This is a genomic window from Phaeobacter sp. BS52 (assembly GCF_045040595.1).
Lineage (GTDB): Bacteria > Pseudomonadota > Alphaproteobacteria > Rhodobacterales > Rhodobacteraceae > Phaeobacter > Phaeobacter piscinae.
This window is the reverse complement of the sequence record NZ_CP090662.1, coordinates 667,988-689,796: the sequence shown is the minus strand read 5'-3', so window position 1 is coordinate 689,796 and position 21,809 is coordinate 667,988. Positions and strand designations below refer to the sequence as shown.

14 protein-coding genes and 6 pseudogenes are annotated in these 21,809 nt (G+C 62.0%); 9 read left to right on the top strand and 11 right to left on the bottom strand.

Annotated features, from left to right (window positions below; genetic code table 11):
- Positions 1–13: 13 nt before the first annotated feature.
- Positions 14–748 (top strand): DUF2461 domain-containing protein, encoded by a 735-nt coding sequence (locus L0Z65_RS03325; RefSeq protein WP_405110745.1) that lies wholly within the window; start codon positions 14–16, stop codon positions 746–748.
- Between the two features lie 39 nt (positions 749–787).
- On the opposite strand, the pseudogene L0Z65_RS03320 reads toward L0Z65_RS03325, so the two are convergent.
- The 3 genes and pseudogenes from L0Z65_RS03320 to L0Z65_RS03310 form a co-directional block, all read right to left on the bottom strand.
- A pseudogene (locus tag L0Z65_RS03320) lies at positions 788–1,397 on the bottom strand (peroxidase-related enzyme).
- A gap of 99 nt (positions 1,398–1,496) precedes the next feature.
- Positions 1,497–2,915 (bottom strand): pyridoxal phosphate-dependent decarboxylase family protein, encoded by a 1,419-nt coding sequence (locus L0Z65_RS03315; protein WP_405110742.1) that lies wholly within the window; start codon positions 2,913–2,915, stop codon positions 1,497–1,499.
- 151 nt (positions 2,916–3,066) lie between these two features.
- Entirely contained in the window at positions 3,067–3,441 is a 375-nt protein-coding gene (locus L0Z65_RS03310) for a hypothetical protein (protein ID WP_405110740.1), read from the bottom strand.
- A 200-nt stretch (positions 3,442–3,641) separates the two neighbouring features.
- On the opposite strand from L0Z65_RS03310, the pseudogene parE reads away from it, so the two are divergent.
- Positions 3,642–5,601: pseudogene (parE, locus tag L0Z65_RS03305) on the top strand (DNA topoisomerase IV subunit B).
- A gap of 5 nt (positions 5,602–5,606) precedes the next feature.
- Here the strand turns inward: parE and L0Z65_RS03300 are convergent.
- Positions 5,607–6,662, bottom strand: a complete 1,056-nt coding sequence (locus L0Z65_RS03300; protein WP_405110737.1) for a hypothetical protein — start codon at positions 6,660–6,662, stop codon at positions 5,607–5,609.
- Positions 6,663–7,418: 756 nt separating this feature from the next.
- Here L0Z65_RS03300 and L0Z65_RS03295 point away from each other — a divergent pair.
- The 3 genes and pseudogenes from L0Z65_RS03295 to L0Z65_RS03285 all read left to right on the top strand — a co-directional run bounded on the left by L0Z65_RS03295 (position 7,419) and on the right by L0Z65_RS03285 (position 11,106).
- Positions 7,419–8,172 (top strand): annotated as a pseudogene (locus tag L0Z65_RS03295) (hypothetical protein).
- 103 nt (positions 8,173–8,275) lie between these two features.
- On the top strand, positions 8,276–10,357 hold the full coding sequence (locus L0Z65_RS03290) for a molybdopterin-dependent oxidoreductase (protein ID WP_405110734.1): 2,082 nt from the start codon (positions 8,276–8,278) through the stop codon (positions 10,355–10,357).
- 62 nt (positions 10,358–10,419) lie between these two features.
- Positions 10,420–11,106 carry a hypothetical protein gene (locus tag L0Z65_RS03285; protein ID WP_405110731.1) on the top strand — a complete coding sequence of 229 codons (687 nt, stop codon included), beginning with the start codon at positions 10,420–10,422 and terminating at the stop codon, positions 11,104–11,106.
- 10 nt (positions 11,107–11,116) lie between these two features.
- Here the strand turns inward: L0Z65_RS03285 and L0Z65_RS03280 are convergent, their stop codons facing one another.
- Together L0Z65_RS03280 and L0Z65_RS03275 are read right to left on the bottom strand one after the other, a co-directional pair.
- Entirely contained in the window at positions 11,117–11,833 is a 717-nt protein-coding gene (locus L0Z65_RS03280; protein WP_405110728.1) for an ABC transporter ATP-binding protein, read from the bottom strand.
- Positions 11,826–13,119 (bottom strand): annotated as a pseudogene (locus tag L0Z65_RS03275) (lipoprotein-releasing ABC transporter permease subunit). Before L0Z65_RS03275 ends, L0Z65_RS03280 begins: the two are co-directional and overlap by 8 nt.
- 249 nt (positions 13,120–13,368) lie before the next feature.
- Here L0Z65_RS03275 and L0Z65_RS03270 point away from each other — a divergent pair.
- On the top strand, positions 13,369–13,857 hold the full coding sequence (locus tag L0Z65_RS03270) for an HPP family protein (protein ID WP_096873157.1): 489 nt from the start codon (positions 13,369–13,371) through the stop codon (positions 13,855–13,857).
- An 18-nt stretch (positions 13,858–13,875) separates the two neighbouring features.
- Here the strand turns inward: L0Z65_RS03270 and L0Z65_RS03265 are convergent, their stop codons facing one another.
- Both L0Z65_RS03265 and proS read right to left on the bottom strand, forming a co-directional pair.
- Complete coding sequence (locus tag L0Z65_RS03265; protein WP_096871714.1) at positions 13,876–14,391, bottom strand: hypothetical protein; 516 nt, start codon at positions 14,389–14,391, stop codon at positions 13,876–13,878.
- Positions 14,392–14,522: 131 nt separating this feature from the next.
- A pseudogene (gene proS, locus L0Z65_RS03260) lies at positions 14,523–15,879 on the bottom strand (proline--tRNA ligase).
- A gap of 229 nt (positions 15,880–16,108) precedes the next feature.
- Here proS and L0Z65_RS03255 point away from each other — a divergent pair.
- From L0Z65_RS03255 to L0Z65_RS03245, 3 genes and pseudogenes are all read left to right on the top strand, one after another.
- Positions 16,109–17,177: pseudogene (locus L0Z65_RS03255) on the top strand (AI-2E family transporter).
- Positions 17,178–17,185: 8 nt separating this feature from the next.
- Entirely contained in the window at positions 17,186–17,968 is a 783-nt protein-coding gene (locus L0Z65_RS03250; RefSeq protein ID WP_405110725.1) for a chromosomal replication initiator DnaA, read from the top strand.
- Between the two features lie 47 nt (positions 17,969–18,015).
- Positions 18,016–19,575 carry a Ppx/GppA family phosphatase gene (locus L0Z65_RS03245; protein ID WP_405110722.1) on the top strand — a complete coding sequence of 520 codons (1,560 nt, stop codon included), beginning with the start codon at positions 18,016–18,018 and terminating at the stop codon, positions 19,573–19,575.
- Here the strand turns inward: L0Z65_RS03245 and L0Z65_RS03240 are convergent.
- The 3 genes from L0Z65_RS03240 to L0Z65_RS03230 form a co-directional block, all read right to left on the bottom strand.
- Positions 19,572–20,012 (bottom strand): hypothetical protein, encoded by a 441-nt coding sequence (locus L0Z65_RS03240; protein ID WP_405110719.1) that lies wholly within the window; start codon positions 20,010–20,012, stop codon positions 19,572–19,574. The two genes, L0Z65_RS03245 and L0Z65_RS03240, sit on opposite strands and share 4 nt — an antisense overlap.
- 121 nt (positions 20,013–20,133) lie before the next feature.
- Positions 20,134–21,129: an endonuclease/exonuclease/phosphatase family protein gene (locus L0Z65_RS03235; protein ID WP_405110717.1), complete on the bottom strand. Its 996-nt coding sequence runs from the start codon at positions 21,127–21,129 to the stop codon at positions 20,134–20,136.
- Positions 21,110–21,808, bottom strand: a complete 699-nt coding sequence (locus tag L0Z65_RS03230) for a TerB family tellurite resistance protein (protein WP_405110714.1) — start codon at positions 21,806–21,808, stop codon at positions 21,110–21,112. The genes L0Z65_RS03235 and L0Z65_RS03230 overlap by 20 nt, the downstream gene beginning before the upstream one ends.
- Position 21,809: the final 1 nt, after the last annotated feature.

Here is a 21,809-nt window from a genome sequence, read left to right as displayed (position 1 = left end):
AAGGAGCCTTTGCATGTCCGATATCACACGCCAGCTGATCCCCGACGCACAGGCCTTTCTCGCGGAGCTGGCGGAGAGTAACACGCGGGATTGGTTCCAGTCCCACAAGGCGCGCTACGAGGCGGAATTGCGCCACCCGGCTGAGGCGCTTTTGCAAGCGGTCGTGGATTATCTGCGCCCGCATCATCCCGGCATTCGAGGCAAACTCTTCCGCCCCCAGCGCGATTTGCGTTTTTCCAAGGACAAGACCCCCTATCACACCCATTTGCATCTGCTGTGGCAGCTGCCGCAGACCCCCGGTTGCGGGGTGTTCTTTGGCATTGACCCCGGTGGCGCGCGCATCGGCGGCGGCATCATGGGCCTGAAAGGCAGCGCGCTCAGCCGTTGGCGGGATGCCGTTGCGGGGCAGCCGCTGACGCGGAGCTATCCCACCGCCGGGCTGGCGCAGGTTGCGGGGCATCCCACCCCCCGCGACAGTGGCTTTGCCGATGAAATGGCGGCGCTGATGGATATCCTCGCCCTCAAGGGGTTTCAGCCCAAGGCACCAGAGTTGAAACGCGTGCCCTCACCGCATGGGCAGAGCCACCCCCATGCCGATCTGCTGCGACGCAAATCGCTGACGCTCTGGCGCGATGTCGCGCTTGCGCCGCCGCCGGATCCCGTGGCCGCAGTCTGCAGCGCCGCCCTTGTGCTGGCGCCGCTGTTTGCGCTGCTGCAGCCGATCCTTGCCGATCCTGTTGCGGCCTAGCCCGGTCTGACGCGGCCTAGGCCAGCCAGTCAGACGCGCTCAGCTGTGGCCCCAATCCTCCGGGTTCTCGCTGTTGTTGGGGCTCAGCCCCAGCACATCACCCCTGGTCGAACAGCCAAGCCCCAGCACGGTGCGATTGGCGTAGGAAAAATAGGCGGTGACCTGATTGATCTCCAGGATCTGCCCATCATCAAGCCCCGCCGCGCGCAGGGCGTTGATATCCGCCTCAATCACGGCAGCTCAGCGCCTCGGTCAGTTTGCGCGCATAGACCATACCGGCCCGCTCTGCAGCTTCAAGCGGTGCCAGCTGTGGGTTGCGTGCTTCGATGGCGGCGCGGATGGCCGCGCCGCGCGGCGCGTCCCGCAACAGCCGTTGCAACCCGGCAAAGTGATGCTCAACGCAATAGCCGCAGTCATTCAGCGACGACACCCAGACGCCCAGCACCTCCAGATACCATTTCGGCAGGCTGTTGCCGCTGTGGTGCAGCACCGCCTTATACAGCGCCATATGCCCCTCCATCGACTGCGGACGCAGGCTGTGCATCATCATGATGTTATCGACATTGCCGCCGGGGCCGGTCACCCGGTCGTACAGCGCCTTCAGCTTGCCGGTTGCTGCGTCAAACGGAATGGTCTTGATCCAGGCCATGTGGCTCTCCCTGCTTGTCCGTCGCGCAGAGTAGCCGTTGCCCACCGCGATGGAAGCGAAAAACACCGATCCTGCCGCCGATGTCTCTGGGCTCGGCCGCTAGACCCGCGCGGCCTCCCGCGAGACGGCGGCAATGGCTGCATCCACGTCCGCCGGGCGGCTGCGGTGGTTGGTGATGGCGGCGCGCAGCATCACCCGACCGTCCATCCGTGTGGTGGAGAACACCGCCTCGCCGCTTTCCTGCAGGGTCTGGGCAATCTCCGCGTTCACCTGCGATTGCGTCTCTGGCGCCAGATCCCTGCGCGCCGTGAACACGCAGATATTGGAAACCAGCGGCGCGCCAAGCGCCATCAGCGGCTGCGCCTCCACCTCTGCCGCCATCGCTGCGGCCAGCGCACAATTGCCAGTGATCGCCTCGCAGAATGCCGCCTCGCCATAGGTTTCTAATGCGGTCCAGACCTTCAACGCCCGATTGCCCCGGCTGAGATCAATGCCGTAGTCGCAGAACCAAGGCTCGCCACCTGCCAGCCCGCGCTCGGCCCCCTCCAGATAGGATGGCCGCGCGGCAAAGGCCGCCCGGTGCTCATCCTCATTGCGCAATAGCGCCATGCCACAGTCGTAGCCCACATACATCCACTTGTGAAAATCCAGCGCGATACTGTCAGCCCGCCCGATCCCGTCGGACAACGACCGGTACGGCTCATCCGCAATTCGTGTCCAGGCGCCAAACGCCCCATCCACATGCAACCACAGCCCCAGCGCCGCCGCCGCATCCGCCAGCGCGTTCAGATCGTCAAACAGCCCCAGATCCACCGATCCCGCCGTGCCCACCACCAGAAAGGGCAGCGCCCCTGCGGCCCTGTCCTCTGCCACAATCCGGGCCAATGCAGCACAGTCCATCTGCCCACCGACCAAAGGCACCTTGCGCAGATTGTCCGAGCCGATGCCCAACAGTTCCACCGCCTTCAGCGTGGCGTTGTGCACGCCTTCCCCCGCATAGGCCGTGAGCCGGACATCGCCCTGTCCCTGTTTGCGCAGATCCTTCATGACCCTGAGCCGCGCCGCCTGACAGGCAATCACCGTCGCCTGCGAGGTGCCGGTCACCAAGATGCCGCTGGCGCCCTCCGGCATCCCCATCTTGGCCCGCGTCCAGTCAACGACCGCACGTTCCATATAGTTCGCACCGTGATCCCGCCCGCCCATATTGGCATTGACCGCTGCCGCCGCCAGCGCGGCGATCAGGTCGCTGGCCAAGCCAGATCCCTGCACCCAGCCCCAGAACCGGGGATGAATATTGCCGCCATGATACGGCAGCACATCCGCAATGATCCGGTCGACGGTCTGCTCTGGCCCCTGCGCCTCCGCCCTGATGGCATAACGCGCGTCAATGTCGCCGGGCACCGGTTGCCACGGGCGTTCTGCCGCCTCCTGCATCTGATCCAGCGCCGCCTCCAGCATCCGCTGTGCCTCCGCCCGAAACGCCGCCCAATCCTGCGTCTTGATCCCAGTCCCAGTCACCTGCGCTCTCCTCCTGCCAACCTCTGGCAGCAGGTGTAGCCCGCAAGCCCCGGCACCGCACGGAGAATATCGCCGCAGGCTGAGTGTCAGAGGTCAGCCTGGGAAAAACCAAACCGCACTCATAGCGACAGTTCGGCCCGAAAGCGGAGGATCAAAACGCTTTGCCCGGTTTAATGTCTGAAAATGCCATCTTACGTTTGGCGTCACCAAAGACCTGATAGAAACTTTCGCCGTCGATCTTTTCAAACCCGATGCATTCAGTCTCGCCAAACATCTTGAGTTCATAACAGATGCGGCCACTGGACCTCAGTTTGTACGCCGTCGTCTCGGTTTTACCTTCCCAAACCACATCCATGGTCCCGTCGGGTTTGACATACATCGCCCCCTCGTTGTTCCGTCCCAGCGGATAGGTATTGCCGATCAGCAGCTTCCTGACCTCCTTTTTTGAAAACGACGGTCCGGCTGCTGCTGGCAACGCTAAAGAAATTGCTACCAAAAACGCGGAAATTGCCCCTGCAGTCTGCATGGCTCCCTCCCTACTAATACTGATAAAAGGTGAATGGATAACACGGCGACACTACCACATCTGCCTCTCTGTTTCAAAGGTTATGACCCGCAATCAAGCCCTCGCCCGCCTTATCCACAGCCCCTTGCGTGCCTCTTCCACCCGGCCCCAACACCTGCCATAATGACCTCAACCAAAACCAAGCAAGAGCAGCCCCGCATATGGCCGACGACCTCCTCAGCACGCCCGATTCTGAGACCTATGACGCCTCCTCGATTGAGGTCCTGGAAGGCCTCGAACCGGTCCGCCAGCGCCCCGGTATGTATATCGGCGGCACCGATGAGCGCGCGCTGCACCATATGGTCGCTGAAATCCTCGACAACTCCATGGATGAGGCGGTCGCGGGCCATGCCAACCGGATCGAGGTGACGCTGCACGCCGATCACGCCGTCACCATCTCCGACAATGGCCGCGGCATCCCGATTGATCCGCATCCGAAGTTCCCGGACAAATCCGCGCTTGAGGTGATCCTCTGCACGCTGCACGCGGGCGGCAAATTCTCCGGCAAGGCCTACCAGACCTCGGGCGGTCTGCACGGGGTTGGCTCTTCGGTGGTGAACGCGCTGTCGGATTCTATGGTGGTGCAGGTCGCCAAGAACAAGGAACTGTTCGAACAGCGCTTCTCCCGTGGCCTGCCCCAGGGCCCGGTGGAGAAAATCGGCGCCGCCCCGAACAAGCGCGGCACCTTCGTCACCTTCCACGCCGATGAGCAGATCTTCGGCTCCCACCGCTTCAAGCCCAAGCGCCTGTTCACCCTCGTGCGCTCCAAGGCCTATCTGTTCTCCGGCGTCGAAATCCGCTGGAAATCGGAAATCGACGACGGTGAAACCCCGACCGAGGCCACCTTCCACTTCCCCGGCGGTCTCAAAGACTATCTGACTGAGGTGCTTGGCAAATCCTCCGTCTATGCCGATGCGCCTTTCGCCGGGAAGGTCGAGTTCCGCGAGAAATTCAACGCGCCGGGCTATGTGGAATGGGCGATCAACTGGACCCCGTCCCGCGACGGCTTCACCCAGTCCTACTGTAACACCGTCCCCACGCCGGAGGGCGGCACCCATGTTGCGGGCTTCTGGTCCGCCATCCTCAAGGGGATCAAGGCCTACGGCGAGTTGGTCGGCAACAAAAAGGCCTAGCCAAATCACCCGCGACGACCTGATGACCGGCGGCTGCGCGCTGGTCTCCTGCTTCATTGCGGATCCCGCCTTTGTCGGTCAGACCAAGGATCGCCTGTCGACCGAGGCTGCCGCCAAAATGGTGGAAAACTCCGTCCGCGATCATTTCGACAACTGGCTGGCGGCGGATACCAAATCGGCCGGCGCCATCCTCGACTTCCTGATCCTGCGGGCCGAGGAACGCCTGCGCCGCAAGCAGGAGAAAGAGACCCAGCGCAAATCCGCCACCAAGAAGCTGCGCCTGCCCGGCAAGCTCACCGACTGCACCGCCAAGAACCGCGCGGGCACCGAGCTGTTCATTGTCGAGGGCGACAGCGCCGACGGCTCCGGCAAGGGCGCGCGCAATCGGGTCAATCAGGCGCTGCTGCCGCTGAAGGGCAAGATCCTCAACGTCCTGGGCGCCGCCTCCAACAAGCTTGGCTCAAACGCCGAGATCAATGATCTGTGCGAGGCGCTTGGCGTCGGCCTTGGCAGCAAGTTCAACCTCGACGATCTGCGCTATGACAAGATCATCATCATGACCGATGCGGACGTCGACGGCGCCCATATCGCCTCGCTCCTGATGACCTTCTTCTTCACCCAGATGCGCCCGCTGATTGACGGCGGTCACCTGTATCTGGCCTGCCCGCCGCTGTTCCGCCTGACGCAAGGCGCGAAACGCGTCTACTGCCTGGACGAGGCCGAGCGGGATCTCTGGCTGGAAAAGGGTCTGGGCGGCAAGGGCAAGATTGATGTGAGCCGCTTCAAGGGTCTTGGCGAAATGGACGCCAAGGACCTGAAGGAAACCACCATGGACCCCGCCACCCGGAAATTGATCCGGGTGACCATCGACGAGGACGAACCCGGTGAGACCGGCGATCTGGTCGAGCGCCTGATGGGCAAAAAACCCGAACTCCGCTTCCAGTATATTCAGGAGAACGCGAAGTTCGTGGAGGAGCTGGATGTTTGAAGTTACTAACCTAACAGATGACCAAACCCGTCATCAGTTGTGACAGATTTAAGCTCTCCAAGAATTGCCTTCAGCCCATTTTCGTCAATGGGCTGGGCTATTTCTCTACCTTCAAATTTTAGTACTCTTAGAACTTTGGACTGCTTTGCTCTCCCGTCTAGAAAGCGTGTAGCAACTTGAGCGACAATCTCTGTGTTCTCCGAAAAACTTAGTTCTTTTTGGTGCAACCGGTCCCAAAATTCACGATCTTCGACAGTAAACAAAGCCTTTTTGTCGTTGGCAGTCTTGCCCTTCCATTGCCGGGCTTGCTGGTCCTCTTCCTCAAGGTTTGGAGAGGTAACAGTAATGGTTTCCAAACTCACTCTCCATTCCTCATTTTCATCCCGCTCAGGATCAGGCCTCTTGGGGCGAATTGCCCTTCTCGGAAACTCATGTCTAGGAATCGGAGGGTGGCCGTTGTTTTCTATCTCCACGGACGAGATTGCGGGGTCGGCTATGCACCCTTCAAACATTTCTGCTTGAGCATCGGACAACTCAAAAATCGTCTTCTCCGATACCGGCAGTCGTTCCAATCTTTCGCGCGGTACAATCAGTGCCGACGACGAAGCCTGTGACATTACTTCTGCAATTTCTTTGCAAGCTTGTTCTGTCGCTGCCTTCTCAAGTTTTTCTCGCTCCTTCTCAGTATTCGCCTGTTCGATACGTTCTCGGAAGTCGCTTACTACATCAGCCGCGATCTGCGCGGGAAGCTTACCTGTCAACTCTTTGACAACTTCCTTTGCAATGTCCGTTTCTAGGCCTTGTACAACTGTCCAGAGTATTCCGTAGGTGCCAGCCACCCCCCATGCAGTTGCCCTCGCTCCTTTCACCACAACTTTCAGGATTTGACGAACACTGCCAGGCTCAGGAGCAAAGACAACAAGCTCTAGGTCCAACTGGTCGTCGAAGAGTTCGCAATTGAGGGTATTCAGTGCTCGTTGAGCCGACTTAGCCGATGCTACAAAGGCATTGACGCTCATATAGTGGTTTGGCACTTCAAACCGTATTTGTATTTGGCTCAAGGCACTAACCCTTATTAGTCATCATTCAACTTTCACAAAAAACAAATCCACGTCAATCGGCAAAACCGCTCTAGTTGAGTACTTTGCTGCGTTGATTTACCTCACTCTGCTTTCTGTACTGAGGTCCAAGACGCGCTGTCCGGCCACCCTCCCACACCACAAGGCCCGCGCCTGACCTTGGGAGGGCGCGCATGCGCCTTCCCGGGGGAAGGTCAGGCGCGGGCCGTGCCGCTACGCGCCACGTCCCAAGGGGGCATTCTGCCAACGCCGTTACTTCCCAAGGCACCGGTAGCGCGAAGGGCTCCGCCCGTCCGCCCCTCAAACGCTCCCCCTCACCGCCCTGTTGCGCCCCCACCGCACGCCGCCGCCACCTTCGCTTAAACCCGATCTGCCAGACTGATCCGGTCGCGACATCCGGGGCGGATTGACACCCTGCCCCACCACTTGGAGATTGGACGCCCCGACCACCAACCGGGGCGGTTTCGCAGATATCTCGCGAAGATGGGCAATCCCCATCCCACCCTCCGCCTTTGGCCCCAGTGGAGACATTGGGCCCTTGGCGGCGCCGCCTGCTCTTTGCTGCCCGCAGCACCGACCCGCTCCCGACAACGCGGGTGACATCACAATCAGGGCATCCCTCGCCGCGCCCCTAGGCACCACGGTCCGCGCGGTGATAGCGCTTGCCTGCAAGGCGCTGGTCTTTCTACACTTCCCAGAGCCAGCCCAAACTCGCCCCCACCCGCAGGAGCCGCCGCCATGATGATGATCGCCGACAATCAGCTGCTGCTGATCCTCCTGTGTTTCGGTGCGGGCAGCCTTGGCACCGCACTGCTGTTTCGCCACCCTGCCGGACACCGCGTCTGGCGGCTTGCGGATCTGGGCTGGGTGGTTCTGGGCGGGATCGGCGCGCTGGTGGCTGTGCTGGCGGGCATCTACAAGGCCGACACCGGGCGGCTGGAGCGGCAGATCGATATCGCCTATGCCGCCACCGCCTCTTTTGACCGCGACGCCGCGCGGTTTCGTCTGCGGTTTTGCGATCCGGCCTATGACGCGGATATCGCCATTCTGTGCGAGAAGATCGAATTCCTCTCCGCCTCCACCGCTAAGCAATGCTGAGCTGCCCCTGTTCATCGCTGTCACCGATCAGGTCACACCGCTACAGGGGCTGCAGCTGATCTTTGGCCGCGCCGAAAACACCAGCGAGGTGATGGAGATGGCCGCCAAGGCGGACGCGTTTGATCCCGCCGCCTTCACCGTCTTTACAGCGCTCGACACCCCGACCGAGGCCGCCGTCGACAGCCTGCGTCGCAAGGTGCCGACCATTGCGGGCGATTTTCTGATCCTGGCGCGCGCCTATGATGCGCTGATCACGCAGGTCACCCAGCTGAAGAGCGAATGGGAATATCTGCAGGACAATGCGCATATTCTGATCTTGCAGATCCTCGCGCTCTGCATGGTGGCCTTTGCCGCGCCATTCCGGTTGGGTAAATCCGTGGTGGATCTGCGCTAAGGGTTTTGGCCTTACCAAATTCTCCTTATCTGGCCATTTATACAAGGTCACATGGGCCGCTAGGCTAACCGCAACAGACATTTTCAGATTTGTGAGCCCAGCCATGCGCGACACCCCTCCGCCCAACAGCCAATCGAGCCATAGCCCGACCACCCAGCTGCCCAGCGTCTGCCCGCTGGATTGCCCGGACACCTGCAGCCTCAGCGTCAGCGTGACCGATGATCAGATCACCGCCGTGCGCGGATCGCGCGCCAACCCGCTGACCGATGCGGTGATCTGCAACAAGGTGGTGCGCAGTTTTGCTGGCTTCGTGCATGGTCCCAACCGCCTGACCCAGCCCCTGCGCCGCAGTGGCCCACGCGGCAGCGGCAGCTATGAACCGATCAGTTGGGAGGAGGCGCTGGATCTGATCCATGCAGGCATCATGCGCGCGATTGAGGCCCATGGCCCGCAGTCGGTGCTGCCCTTCAACTACGCAGGCCCCCATGGCCAATTGGCAGGTGGATCGATGGACCGGCGGTTTTTCTACCACATGGGCGCCACCCGGCTGAACCGGGGACCGCTTTGTGGCGGGGTGCGCGGTGGCGCCTATGAGAGCCTGTTCGGTCCCGCCCCCGGCATGCCGCCACAACAGGTGGTGCAGTCCGATCTGGTGCTGGTCTGGGGCAACAATGTCACCGTCTCCAACCTGCATATGGCGCCGCTGCTGAAACAGGCACGGGCCAAGGGCGCGCGGCTGGTGGTGATCGACCCCAAGCGCACCAAGATTGCCGAACACTGCGACCTGCATTTGCAACCGGTGCCCGGCACTGATGTGGTGCTGGCCATGGCGCTGGCGGCGGAGCTGGAGCGCCGCGATGCGCTGGACCATGCCTTCATCACCCAATGGACCACGGGGTCCGCGCAATACCTGGAAGCGGCGCGCGGCTATACCCCCGATCAGGTGGCGGAGATCTGCGGCATCCCGCTGGCGCAGTTCCACCAGCTCGCCGATTGGATCACGCAGGCATGCAATATGTCCACCTCCCTTGGCAACGGGATCGAACGGGGCCGCTCCGGCGGGTCCGGCCTGCGCGCGGCAATGGCGCTTCAGGCGTTGACCGGTCATCATGGACGCCTGGGGGCTGGTGTGCTCGCCAAACCCGGCCTTGCCGCCCCAAAGACGACTGACCGCTTGCAGGCGAGCCACCTGATTGACCCGGATACCCGTGTCTTCAACATCGTTGATGTGGCGCGCAAACTGCTGGATCGCAACATGCGCATCCCGGTGAAGGCGGTGATGATCTACAACCACAACCCGGTCGCCACCCACCCCGATCAGGCGCGGCTGATTGAGGCGCTGAGCCAGGAGGATATCTTCATCGCGGGCAGCGATGTGGCAATGACAGACTCCATGCGGATGTGTGACGTGATCCTGCCCGCCGCCAGCCATTTCGAATATGACGACGTCTATGGCGCCTATGGCCAGAACTACATCCAGCGCGCCGCACCGGTGATCCCCTTGGTGGGCGACAGCCTGCCCAATACCGAGATTTTCCGCCGTCTGGCGGCGCGGTTTGGCTATGATGATCCGCTGTTTCAGGTCAGCGACGCCGAGCTGATGGATCAGGCGCTGGACGGCGATCACCCCCAGCTCCAGGGCCACCGCCCCAGTGAGATCCCGCTGGACCGGGCGCTGGAGATCACCGCCCCTGAGGGCGCTGCACCGATCCTGTGTGATACGGTTGTGCTTACCACCGCCTCGGGCAAGATTGAGTTGTTCAGCGAAGACTACGAGGCCCGCTACGGCTTTGGCGTGCCGCGCTATGACCCGGTGCCGCGCAGCGCGCCTTTTGTGCTGATCACCCCTTCCTCTAGCAAGCGGACCAATGCCACCTTTGGCGATCAACCGCCCTCCGACAGGGTTGAACTGGTCGAAATGCACCCCGAGGATGCCGCCAGCCGCCACCTCAGCGACGGTGCGCTGCTGGAGCTGTTCAACGATCAGGCCGTGGTGACCCTGCGGCTGAAAATCAGCGATGCCACCCGCCCCGGTGTGCTCTACAGTCCCAAGGGCACATGGCGCGCCAGCAGCGCCACTGGCTTCACCGTGAATGCGCTGATCCCCGCAGACATCCGCACCGATACCGAGGATGGTGCCTGCTACAACGAAACCTTCGTGGACCTGCGCCCCGCCACCAATTGACGCGCGACGCCACGCCTGCAAAACCGGTTCCCACCCTTGTCTAACTTACCTAGGGTGGGGCCATGATTGCGCGTCTCTGTCTCCTCCTCACCTGCCTTGCCCTCCAGTCCTGTGGGCGCCCGCCATCAGAGGGAGAACGGCAGTTTCTGACCCGCATCCATGGGCCGGAGCTGGATCTGGATCGCCTGCGCATCGTCAAGGGCGCGCCGCTGTCGCAGGTGACATTCCGCCGCAAACCACGCCCGCGCGTCACCTGCCGCGAACGTATTCTGCCCCCGGTGAAGGAGGAGATCGTCACCTCCTCCCCGGCTGCATTGGCGCTGTTCAACCGCATCTTCTTTGTGCGCGACTGGTATATCGACGACTATATGCCCGCCTACCCGGACCGGCTTTATCTGGTGGAAGCGATGTTGCTTGCGCATGAGGCCACCCATGTCTGGCAATGGCAGCAACGCGCCAAGACCGGGTATCACCCGCTGCGCGCCGCCGCTGAACATCGCGTGAGCGACGACCCCTATCTATTTGATCTGAAAGGCAATGACCGATTCATCGACTTTGCCTATGAACAGCAGGGCGCCATTGTTGAGGAATACGTCTGCTGCCGTGCGCTGGATCCCACCGGCGCGCGCACCAAACGGCTACACCGGATGCTGAAGGGCGCGATGCCGGTCTCCGACCTGCCGCAAAGCCGCGAAAGCGATGTCTACCTGCCCTGGAAAGATGTCGATGTGACCGGCATCTGCGCCTGAGCTGCGCCAGTCACATCCCGGCGTGCAGCTGGCCGCCCTCAAGCCGCACCACCCGGTCCATCCGCTGCGCCAGCTCAAGGTTATGGGTGGCAATCACCGCCGCCATGCCCGTGGCCGCCACCAGCTCCATCAGCGCGGCAAAGACCTGATCCGCCGTGCCGGGATCCAGATTGCCCGTGGGCTCATCCGCCAACAGAAGACGCGGCCCATTGGCCAGCGCCCGGCAAAACGCCACCCGCTGCTGCTCGCCGCCCGACATGGCCGCAGGGCGATGCCCGGCGCGGTCCTGCAGACCAACCCGCGCCAGCAGATCCTGCGCGCGGGCCTCCGCCTTGGTCTGGCTGATACCATTGGCCAGCTGCGGCAGGACGATGTTTTCCAGCGCGGTGAATTCCGCCAGAAGATGATGGAACTGATAGACAAAACCTACATCCTGCCGCCGCACCGCCGTGCGCCGTCGCTCGGATTTGCCGGTCAGATCCTGACCACCAATCCGCACGGTGCCGCGGTCAGGCGTGTCCAGCAGACCAGCCGTGTGCAGCAGCGTCGATTTCCCCGCACCAGAGGGCGCCACCAGCGCCACGATCTCCCCCGGCTTCACCGTCAGATCAATGCCGCTCAGCACATCCACCTGCGTTGGCAGACCGTGATTGTAGGATTTTCCGACCTGACTCAGCTGCAACACGGCCGATTGTGCGCCAGCGGTTTGCGTTTCGGGATTATTCATAGCGCAGCGCCTCCACCGGGTTCATGCGCGCCGCACGCCGTGCCGGGAAAATGGTGATGACAAAGGACAGCGTCAGCGACAACGCCACCGCCGACAGCACATCCGCCAGCCGCAGCTCCGCTTAAGCAGCGCATAGATGCCCCGGATCGCCGGCCCCAGACCCCGCCCCCCATCACAAAGTTCACAAAGGAAAAAATCGGATCAATATAGATCGCAAAGAGACAGCCAAGGATCACGCCCAACAGGGTGCCCACAACACCCGTACAGGCCCCGCAGAGGAAAAACACCCGCATCACCGAGCCTTCGCTGAGGCCAATGGTGCGCAGAATGCCAATGTCGCGGCCCTTGTTCTTCACCAGCATGATCAAGCCAGAGACGATATTCATCGTGGCAATCAGCACCAGGATCGACAGGATGATGAACATCACATTGTCCTCCACCTCCAATGCGCGCAGGAAGCCGCCGGAGGCATCGCGCCAGGTCCAGACCCCGATATTGGACGCCACCGCATCCCCCGCCTGCACCAGCGGCAACACCATGCGGTCCACGGTTTCGGGATCCTCCACCATCACCTCAATCTCATCGGCGAAGCCTTCGCGATTGAAATAGCTCTGCGCCTCGGCAAAGGGCATATAAAGCCGGGTCCGGTCGATGTCATAGCGCCCGGCGGTGAAGATATAGACCACCTCATAGGCGTTCACGCGCGGGCTGGTGCCAAAAGCAGTCTTGACCCCATCGGGGGAGATCAGCTTGATCCGGTCGCCCACCTGCACACCCAACTCACGGGCCACGCCGGAGCCCAGCGCAACGCCCTCGTCAAACCGCGACAGATCACCAATTGCGGCCTCGCTCTGGGCAACACCCGGCAGCGTGGCGATATTGGCGGCGGAGATGCCAAAGACCTCAACCCCGGCGCTGCGCTGCCTGAGGCTCGCCATCACCTGCCCCTTCACCAACGGCGCTGCACGGATCACACCGGGCACCGCTGCGGTGGCCTCGGCCAGCGCGTCATACTCTGTCAGCTTGCGGTCAATCCGACCCTGATCGGTGACCGTGCCGTGGGAATACAGCGTCACATGTGCATTGGCCCCCAGAATGGTGCCGACAAATTCCGATCGGAACCCGGTGCGCACCGCAAGGGTCGCGATCAGTGCAAACACCGCCAATGCAATGCCGATGAGGCTGATCCAGGTCATCACGCTGACGCCCCCTTCGGCGCGACGCGCCCGCAGATAACGCCAGGCGATCAGCCATTCGAAACGGGAAAAAGGGAGTGGTGTGGCCATGGTGGTCCTGCCCGGAAAATTTGTCTGCAACCTGTGCTGTGGAAGGTCCGGGGTCAAGGTGTGGTGGCGGATCTGCCCGATAATCCGCTCGTTCCATCACTCAGCGCACATCGCTGGCTGCAAAACTCTTGGGCGCGGGCCTGCATATGGCGTCACCGAATCGTGACCTGGTGCAATTGCCCGTTGCATTGCCCTTCCCCGGTGATATCGGTTTGCCGAACCTCCTGCGAGGTCACAATGGGGATGACGATGGACCGATATTTCAAACGCGCCCTGCCACATCCGTCGCTGCGCGCGGTGGTCATGGCCGGGCTTGGTGCCTTTCTGGCGATTGCGGCGCTGTCGCTGCTGACAACCCATGCCAACCTCCTGCTGCTGATCGCCCCCTTTGGCGCCAGCTGCGTGCTGTTGTTCTCGGTGCCCGCCAGCCCGCTGTCGCAGCCTGCGCATGTGGTCGGCGGCCATCTGCTGGCAACTGCCGTGGCACTGGCGCTGAACGCGTTGCTGCCGGACGCCTGGTGGGCGCTGGCCCTCGCTGTGGGGCTGTCAATCGCCCTGATGGCGGCGCTGCGGCTGACCCATCCGCCCGCAGGCGCCGATCCGCTGGTGGTCTTTGCCACCGACCCCGGCATTTCTTTCCTGCTGTTCCCGGTGCTGATTGGCGCCGTGGCGCTGGTGGCGATTGCAACGCTGTTCCACCGGATCTCCGGCCATGACTACCCGCTGAGACACGGCTGACATCCCCACCGGAAGGGCTTATGGGCCGCGCAGGGCCTCTGCCATTGCGGCATAGGAGTTTTCCAGTCCCTCTGCCGTGGGGCGTGGCTCTGGTGCCTTTTGCGGTTCATCAAGCCCGGCTGCTGCGACGATGGTGTTGATAAAGCCGAAGATCCCGCAGACCTCCACCACCTCGTATAGTGCCGCCTCGCTCCAGCCTGCGGCAATGGCCAGCTCAAAGGCCTGCGCGATGCCCGCTCCCGCCGCCCCGTGCAACGCATCAGCGTAGTCCAAAAGGGGTCGGATACGCGCCTGTGTCATTGCAACCGGACCGCAGAAAACCTCAGAGAACAGGCTGTGAAAATGGACGCAATAGGCGACGCCATTGAGGCTGGAAACATAGGCCGCTATGGCCTCGCGTTCGCCCCGCGACAGTGCGCCTGTGTCGCACATAATACTGTCAAGAAGCTGCAGCAGCTGTTCGGAATGCGCCGGGAAAGTCGACAGAACATGGCTCAGCCCGCTGTCCGCTGCGATACCGCTGAAATTGGCCATCCCTGCCCTCCCTGCCGTGGTTGTTGACCAGACTAGCAACTGACCTGACGGCTGTCATCGCCCCGCATGACAAAGGAAAACCCCGCCAGCGGGGGCTGGCGGGGCTGTCTGTTTCAAACTGCCGAATGGGTTCAGAAACCGCGGCTGGAGGGGTGTTTGGCGTAGATCTCGATGATCTTCTGCACCGCCGCCTCAGGCGACAGTTCCTCGCTTTCGCCGCTGCGGCGGGAAGTGAGTTCGACCACACCGTTTTTCAGCCCACGCGGGCCCACGGTGATGCGCCAAGGCAGACCGATCAGGTCCATGGTGGCAAACTTGCCGCCCGCCCGTTCCTTGCGGTCATCATAAAGCGGCTCCAGCCCGGCCGCTGTCAGCGCCTGATAGAGCGCCTCGCAAGCAGCATCCGCCTCATCGTCGCCCTGCTTGAGGTTGACGATCCCGCAGTGGAACGGGGTCACGCCCTCGGGCCAGATGATGCCCTTGTCGTCATGGCTCGCCTCGATGATCGCACCCAGCAGGCGGGACACACCGATGCCATGCGACCCCATGTGGACCGGCGACTGCTTGCCATCGGGGCCCTGAACATTGGCGCCCATCGCTTCGGAGTATTTGGTGCCGAAATAGAAGATCTGACCAACCTCGATACCGCGCGCGACGCGGCGGCGTTCCTCGGGGATCTCGTCAAACAGGGCCGCGTCGTGGGTCTCGTCGGTGCGGGCATATTTGGAGGTGAACTCCTCCAGCACGCCCTGGCATTGCTCGACACTGTCGTAATCAATCTCACGGTCGCCAAAGGTCAGATCGGTGACCGCGCTGTCATAGAACACTTCCGACTCGCCGGTATCGGCCAGCACCAGGAATTCATGGGTATAGTCGCCGCCAATCGGCCCGCCGTCGGCGCGCATCGGAATCGCCTGCAGACCCATGCGCTCATAGGTGCGCAGGTAGCTGACCAGATGGCGGTTATAGGCGTGCAGCGCGTCTTCCTTCGTCAGGTCGAAGTTATAACCATCCTTCATGTAGAATTCGCGCCCCCGCATCACGCCGAACCGCGGGCGGATCTCATCGCGGAATTTCCACTGGATCTGATACATGGTCAGCGGCAGATCCTTATAGCTGTTTACATGGCTGCGGAAGATATCCGTGATCAGCTCCTCTGCCGTAGGGGTGAACAGCATGTCGCGGTCATGCCGGTCCTTCATGCGCAGCATTTCCTGACCATAGGCCTCGTAGCGGCCAGACTCGCGCCATAGGTCGGCGGATTGCATGGTCGGCATCTGCATCGGAATATGGCCCGCGCGGATCTGCTCATCATGGACGATGCCTTCGATTTTTTTCAGCACCTTGAAGCCCAAGGGCAGCCAGGAATAGATCCCGGCGGCGGATTGTTTGATCATGCTTAGCCCGCAGCATATAGCGGTGGCTGACGATCTGGGCCTCGGAAGGGTTCTCTTTGAGAACAGGCAGGAAATAGCGGGACAGGCGCATGGCGGTCTCATTTGTCAATCTGGGTTCGCAAGCGGTCTAAGCCATCGGCGCGCCTTGGGCAATCGTGCTTTGTCCTTGTGGCTTTTGCGGCGGCAGAGCGGGGCCACAGGCCGCCGCCCATCGCGGTGACCCCCGCAACCGGTCATTGGGCTTGCATCGCGCCTGTGCATCAGCGAAGACTTCTGTCAAACAGACGCCACAGGATCGGGCTGAGAGCAGGGACCAACACATGGCACTTCCGGCACAGAAGCAGTTGAATTATTGGGGCATTGCCGCCGTTGTCTTTGCGGTCATCCTATGGGCCTTGGGCGATGTGCTGTTGCCCTTTGTGCTGGGTGCGGCGATTGCCTATCTGATTGATCCGATTGCCGACCGGCTGGAGGCGTTGGGCCTCAGCCGGACGGCCGCCACGGCTGTCATCACTGTGGCGGCGGTCTTGTTGTTCGTGGTCATGTTGCTGGTGGTGGTGCCGACACTGATCTATCAAATGATTGATCTGGCACGGGTTCTGCCGGAGGCGTTCCAGAACCTGCGTGACTTCGCCCAGAAACAGGCGCCGTCCCTGTTTGACGAGGGCAGCCGCGCGCAGCAGACCATCGTCTCCATCGCGCAAACCCTGCAGAGCAAGGCCATCAGCGTTCTGGAAGGCGTCGTGGGATCCGCAGTGTCGCTGGTCAATGTGATGGTGCTGTTCGTGATCGTTCCAGTGGTGGCCGTCTATCTGCTGCTGGACTGGGACCGCATGGTCGCCCGCATTGATGAGCTGCTGCCCCGCGACCACGCCCCGACCATCCGCACATTGGCCAGCCGCATCGACAAGGTGCTGGCGTCGTTCATCCGCGGCATGGGCACGGTCTGCCTGATCCTTGGCACCTATTATGCCGTCGCGCTGATGGTGGTGGGGTTGAATTTTGGTCTGGCGGTTGGCTTCATCGCCGGGCTGGTCACCTTCATCCCCTATCTGGGCGCGCTGATCGGCGGCGCGCTGGCGATTGGTCTGGCGCTGTTTCAATTCTGGGGCGACTGGTGGTCGATTGGTATGGTGGCTAAGCATTTTCATGATCGGTCAGGTGATTGAGGGCAACCTCCTCACCCCCAAACTGGTGGGCAACTCGGTCGGGCTGCATCCGGTCTGGTTGCTGCTGGCGCTGTCGGTCTTTGGCGCACTGTTTGGCTTTGTGGGCATGCTGATCGCGGTGCCGGTGGCGGCCGCACTCGGGGTGATTGCACGTTTCCTTGTTGAACAGTATCTGGACAGCCGACTCTATCAGGGCAAAGCCCATAACGACGCGGACTGAACGGACCCATGGCCCAGCAGCTGAGCTTTGATCTCCCGGCGAAACCGGCGCTGGGGCGGGATGATTTCTTTGTCGCGCCCTCCAATGCGATGGCGGTGGCGATGCTGGATCCCTCGTTCGCATGGCCCGGCGGCAAGCTGGTGCTGAGCGGGCCAAAACGCTCTGGAAAAACCCATCTGGTGCATGTCTGGGCCAGCAATTCAGGCGCCCAGATAATTCCCGCCTGGCAGCTGACCAAGGAAGATGTACCGCATCTGGCTGATGGGCCAATCGCGGTAGAGGATGTGCCGGATATCGCCGATAGCGCGCCTGCGCAGGACGCGTTGTTCCACCTGCACAATCTGGTGCTGGCCAATGGCCACGCGCTGATGCTGACGGGCCGCGCGGCGCCGCATCTGTGGGGCATGTCGCTGCCCGATCTGCAAAGCCGGATCGAAGGCGCCCCCCACGCGCAGCTGCAACCCCCCGATGACGCGCTGTTGTCGGTGGTATTGGCCAAGCTGTTCAATGACCGCCAGATCACCCCGAAACCGGATGTGATCCCCTATCTGGTGGCCCATATGGACCGGTCGTTTGCCGCTGCCTCGCAGATCGTGGAGGAGCTGGATCGCCTCTCCCTCACCGAAGGGCGGATGGTGTCGCGCATGCTGGCGGTGGAGCTGATGTCCGATCGCCCTGCCCGGCCAATGCCAACACCGGCAGAGATCCCGGTAGAGGCGCGCGCCACCGCAGAGACCGATCCGAAATCAGATGCCGCAGATGCCGCCCGCCCTGCCGCATCCGGCGATTGACCCGCGCCCTGCGATCCCCCATCCTGACGACACGTAACGGAGCCAACATGCACGTGACACCGGAGCCTGCCACCGCCGATTGGGGGCCATTTGAGCGCCCCTTGTTTGACGATCCGGGTGCCCGCGCCCTGTCGCGGGTGGGGGTTGTCGACGTCGGCTCCAACTCGGTGCGGATGGTGATTTTTGACGGTGCTGCCCGCAGCCCGGCCTATTTCTACAATGAGAAAATCATGTGTGCGCTGGGGGCTGGCCTGTCTGAGACCGGTCGCCTGAACCCTGAAGGGCGCGCTCGTGCGCTCTCGGCGCTGCGCCGGTTTCAGCATCTGGCGGAGGGCATGGACATGCCGCCGCTCTCCGTGGTGGCCACTGCTGCGGTGCGCGATGCCAGCGACGGGCAGGAGTTCTGCGATGAGGTGCTGCGCGACACCGGGCTGAAAATCCATGTCATCGATGGTCAGGAAGAGGCGCGCCTCTCCGCGCAGGGGGTCCTTCTGGGCTGGCCCGGATCTTATGGTCTGGTCTGCGATATCGGCGGCTCCTCCATGGAGCTGGCAGAGATCCATGATGGCGAGGTCGGCAAACGGGTGACCTCCTCGCTTGGCCCGCTGAAACTGCGCGACATTCCCGGCGGCAGACGGGGCCGCAAGGCGCATATCACCGAGGTGATGGAAGGCTTGCGCGCCGAGATGGGCCAGCAGAACGACCGGCTGTTTCTGGTCGGCGGCAGTTGGCGGGCGATTGCGCGGATTGACATGGCGCGGCGGGGCTACCCGCTGCGGGTGCTGCATGAATACCGCATGAACGCGCAGGACGTGCGCGAAACCCTGCGCTATATCGAGACCCATGATCTTGAAGCGTTACGCAGCGAATGTGGTATCTCCACCGCGCGGATGTCGCTGGTGCCCTATGCCGCCGATGTGCTGTCACGGCTGGTCAAGACCTTCAAACCCAAAGATATTGCCGTCTCCAGCTATGGAATCCGCGAGGGGCTGTTATATGAGCAGATGCCACAGCGGCTGCGCAACCGGGATCCGCTGATCGAGGCCAGCCGCTTTGCCGAGAAGAAGGACGCCCGCATCCCAGGCTTTGGCCGCACGCTCTATGAATTTGTGTCGCCCCTGTTCAAAGCCTCCGATCATGCGAAAACCCGGTTGGTGAAGGCTGCCTGCCTGCTGCATGACGTCAGCTGGCGCGCCCACCCCGACTACCGCGCCGAGGTCTGTTTCGACAATGCCACCCGCGCCAATCTGGGCGGTCTGAAGCATTCCGAACGGGTGTTTCTGGGTCTCGCGCTGCTGCACCGCTATCGCAACAAGCGGCAGGGCACGGCGTTTGAATACCTCTATGATCTGTTGGATGAGCGCGGCAAGAAAGAGGCCGAGATCCTTGGCAAGGCGATGCGGTTTGGCGCCATGCTGATGGTCAGCAAGGATGGCGACATCGGCAAGCTGGTCTGGCAACCGCGCAAGAAACATCTGCTGCTGGAACTGCCGCGCGAGGCGGAGCCGCTGTTCGGCGAGGTGGCCGAGGCGCGACTGACCTCCCTCGCCCGCTCGCTGGAGGCGGAAGTACGGGTGAAGATCCGCAAGGGCACCTCGGCACCCTAAAGGTCGGTTGTGCCCTCGGGCAAACCGTCATCCTGCTGCCCTTCGGGTGTGGCATCCGGTGTTTCATCCGGGGTGGTTTCTGGCTTTCGGCGCATGATGATATCGCCATTGGGCAGGATTTCGGGGCGTTCATAGACGCTCCAATCCTCAACCTTGTTCGCGATCTCGGCCAGCGCGGGCCCCATTTCGGACAGGAACCCTTGCAGGCTTGGCCCGAAGTCATCCGCCAGCGCCTGTAAATCATCAAGTGCCGGGGCCATTTCCTGACGCAGCCCTTCCCAGAACAGCTCTGCCCCGCGCTGCATCAGGCTGCTGCCTTCGTCGTTCTGTGTCGGCACAGTGTCCGCCTGTGCGGCTGGCGCCAGCGGCAGCATCAACAGCCCAGCCAACGCCAAAGCGCCACACAGCTGCGGTGTCATTCGGACCCAAGACCTCATGTGATTGCTCCCTTATCGCTGAACATGCATCATCTGCTGCCAATATAGGTGAAACACGTCTGGATTGAATAGGCGCGGTTCAGTCCGCATGCGCGACGTGTTGCAGCGCAGCGGACCACCGTCACTCCAGTTCCAGATCAAGACTGACCGGGAAATGATCCGAAGCCGCCAGCAGCGCCTCGCGCAACGCCACGTCTTCATAACAGGCGGCATCCTCAAACGGGTGCCAGATCCGCCAATTGCCTGCCGGTTGGCGCAGCCGGGAAGACACCATGATATAATCGAGCAAAGCACTGAAATAACGTTTGTTTGCCTTGTCATAGAAACGCGCGGAACTTGGCATCACCCGCAGCCGGGGTTGCAGCAGGCTTTGGGCGTTGGGATCGTAAAGATCGCTCTCCATCACGATCTCCACCGAGGAGCGGTTGAACAGCTGCTCATATTGATCCAGCCCCGGCCCATCGTTGAGATCGCCCATCACCACGACATCCCGCCCCTCGGCCAAAAGCTGCTCAACCCGGCGGCGCAGCCAGATCGCCTGTGCCAACTGTTTGCGCCGGTTCGCAATCGACAGGGTGACAGCATGATCATCAGAACGCGCGCCATGCGGCGCCTTTGACTTCAGATGGGCGCCAATCAGCGAGACCTCGCGGCCGCTCTGCGTGGTCACGGTCAGCTCCAGCGGCGGTTTGGAAAACCGCACCGCGTCTTTATGCGCATCGACATCCAGATCGATGTGGAACACGCCGTCAAACCGCGGTGCCTCTGTGCTGTCCCGCGGCGTATGGGCCACCGTCAGCACGTCGGGGTCGTAGAGGAAGGCAATCTCCTGCTGGGTGTCATTGGCAAAGCCGATCACCGCCCTGGTGCTGCGCAGACCAGCCTCCTGCGCGAAATACTCCAGTGCACGCAGGGTTTTGCGGCGGGTGCTGGTATCCGGCGCCTCAATCACCATGATGCCATCGGCGTCAAGGTGTTTGAACACCTGCGCCAGCGCGCGGGTCTGGCCCACCCGATCAACCCCGTGGCGGCCGGATGTACCACCATCCATCAGCAGCGTGTCGTCATCGCCGAACAGCGAGGAGAACCATTCAACGTTATAGGTGACGAGCCGCATGGCCACCGCATCCGTTGATTTCGTCCCAGGCACGGTTGATGTCGATCATCCGCTTTTCCGCAAGGCGAACCGCCTCCTCAGGCACGCCGCGCGCCATCATTGCATCGGGGTGGGTCTCACGTACCAGCTTGCGCCAGTGTTTGCGGATCTCATCGCGCGGCATATCCGGGGACACGCCCAGCACGGTGAAGGGATCACGTGGCGCATCGGCCACGAACCGCGCGCGCAGGGCCATGAACTGTTGTTCGCTCTGGCCGAAGATACGGCTAACCTCTGACAGGAATTCGTTTTCGCCGGGATGATAGAACCCGTCCGCCATGGCGATGTGAAACAGCCCCTCCATCAGATCGCACAGCGTCTGGGGGTCATTGGCAAACATCTTCTGAATGCGGGCGGCATAGTCCTGATAGCCCGCGATATCCGTCCGCGCGAGGTCAAAGACCCGCGCAGCACCTGCCTCATCCTCGGCGGCGATCTGAAACACCTCGCGAAAGGCGGTGACCTCATCACGGGTGACCTGCCCGTCAGCCTTTGCCATTTTGGCGCCAAGCGCGATCACCGCAATGGCAAAGGCGACACTGCGTTCCGGCGGCGCGCGCAGACTGTCGAACACCTCGGAGAGGCTTTGACCGGAGGCCAGCGCAGAGAGCGCTTCGGTGATGCGGGTCCAGAGTGACATA

Bases quoted from the DNA above. Each gene is read 5' to 3' on its own strand.
- L0Z65_RS03245 (WP_405110722.1), top strand. From the start codon at position 18,016: ATGCACGTGACACCGGAGCCTGCCACCGCCGATTGGGGGCCATTTGAG.
- L0Z65_RS03230 (WP_405110714.1), bottom strand. From the start codon at position 21,808: ATGTCACTCTGGACCCGCATCACCGAAGCGCTCTCTGCGCTGGCCTCC.
- L0Z65_RS03310 (WP_405110740.1), bottom strand. From the start codon at position 3,441: ATGCAGACTGCAGGGGCAATTTCCGCGTTTTTGGTAGCAATTTCTTTA.
- L0Z65_RS03285 (WP_405110731.1), top strand. From the start codon at position 10,420: ATGATTGCGCGTCTCTGTCTCCTCCTCACCTGCCTTGCCCTCCAGTCC.
- L0Z65_RS03250 (WP_405110725.1), top strand. From the start codon at position 17,186: ATGGCCCAGCAGCTGAGCTTTGATCTCCCGGCGAAACCGGCGCTGGGG.
- L0Z65_RS03290 (WP_405110734.1), top strand. From the start codon at position 8,276: ATGCGCGACACCCCTCCGCCCAACAGCCAATCGAGCCATAGCCCGACC.
- L0Z65_RS03270 (WP_096873157.1), top strand. From the start codon at position 13,369: ATGGACCGATATTTCAAACGCGCCCTGCCACATCCGTCGCTGCGCGCG.
- L0Z65_RS03325 (WP_405110745.1), top strand. From the start codon at position 14: ATGTCCGATATCACACGCCAGCTGATCCCCGACGCACAGGCCTTTCTC.
- L0Z65_RS03280 (WP_405110728.1), bottom strand. From the start codon at position 11,833: ATGAATAATCCCGAAACGCAAACCGCTGGCGCACAATCGGCCGTGTTG.
- L0Z65_RS03265 (WP_096871714.1), bottom strand. From the start codon at position 14,391: ATGGCCAATTTCAGCGGTATCGCAGCGGACAGCGGGCTGAGCCATGTT.
- L0Z65_RS03235 (WP_405110717.1), bottom strand. From the start codon at position 21,129: ATGCGGCTCGTCACCTATAACGTTGAATGGTTCTCCTCGCTGTTCGGC.
- L0Z65_RS03240 (WP_405110719.1), bottom strand. From the start codon at position 20,012: ATGAGGTCTTGGGTCCGAATGACACCGCAGCTGTGTGGCGCTTTGGCG.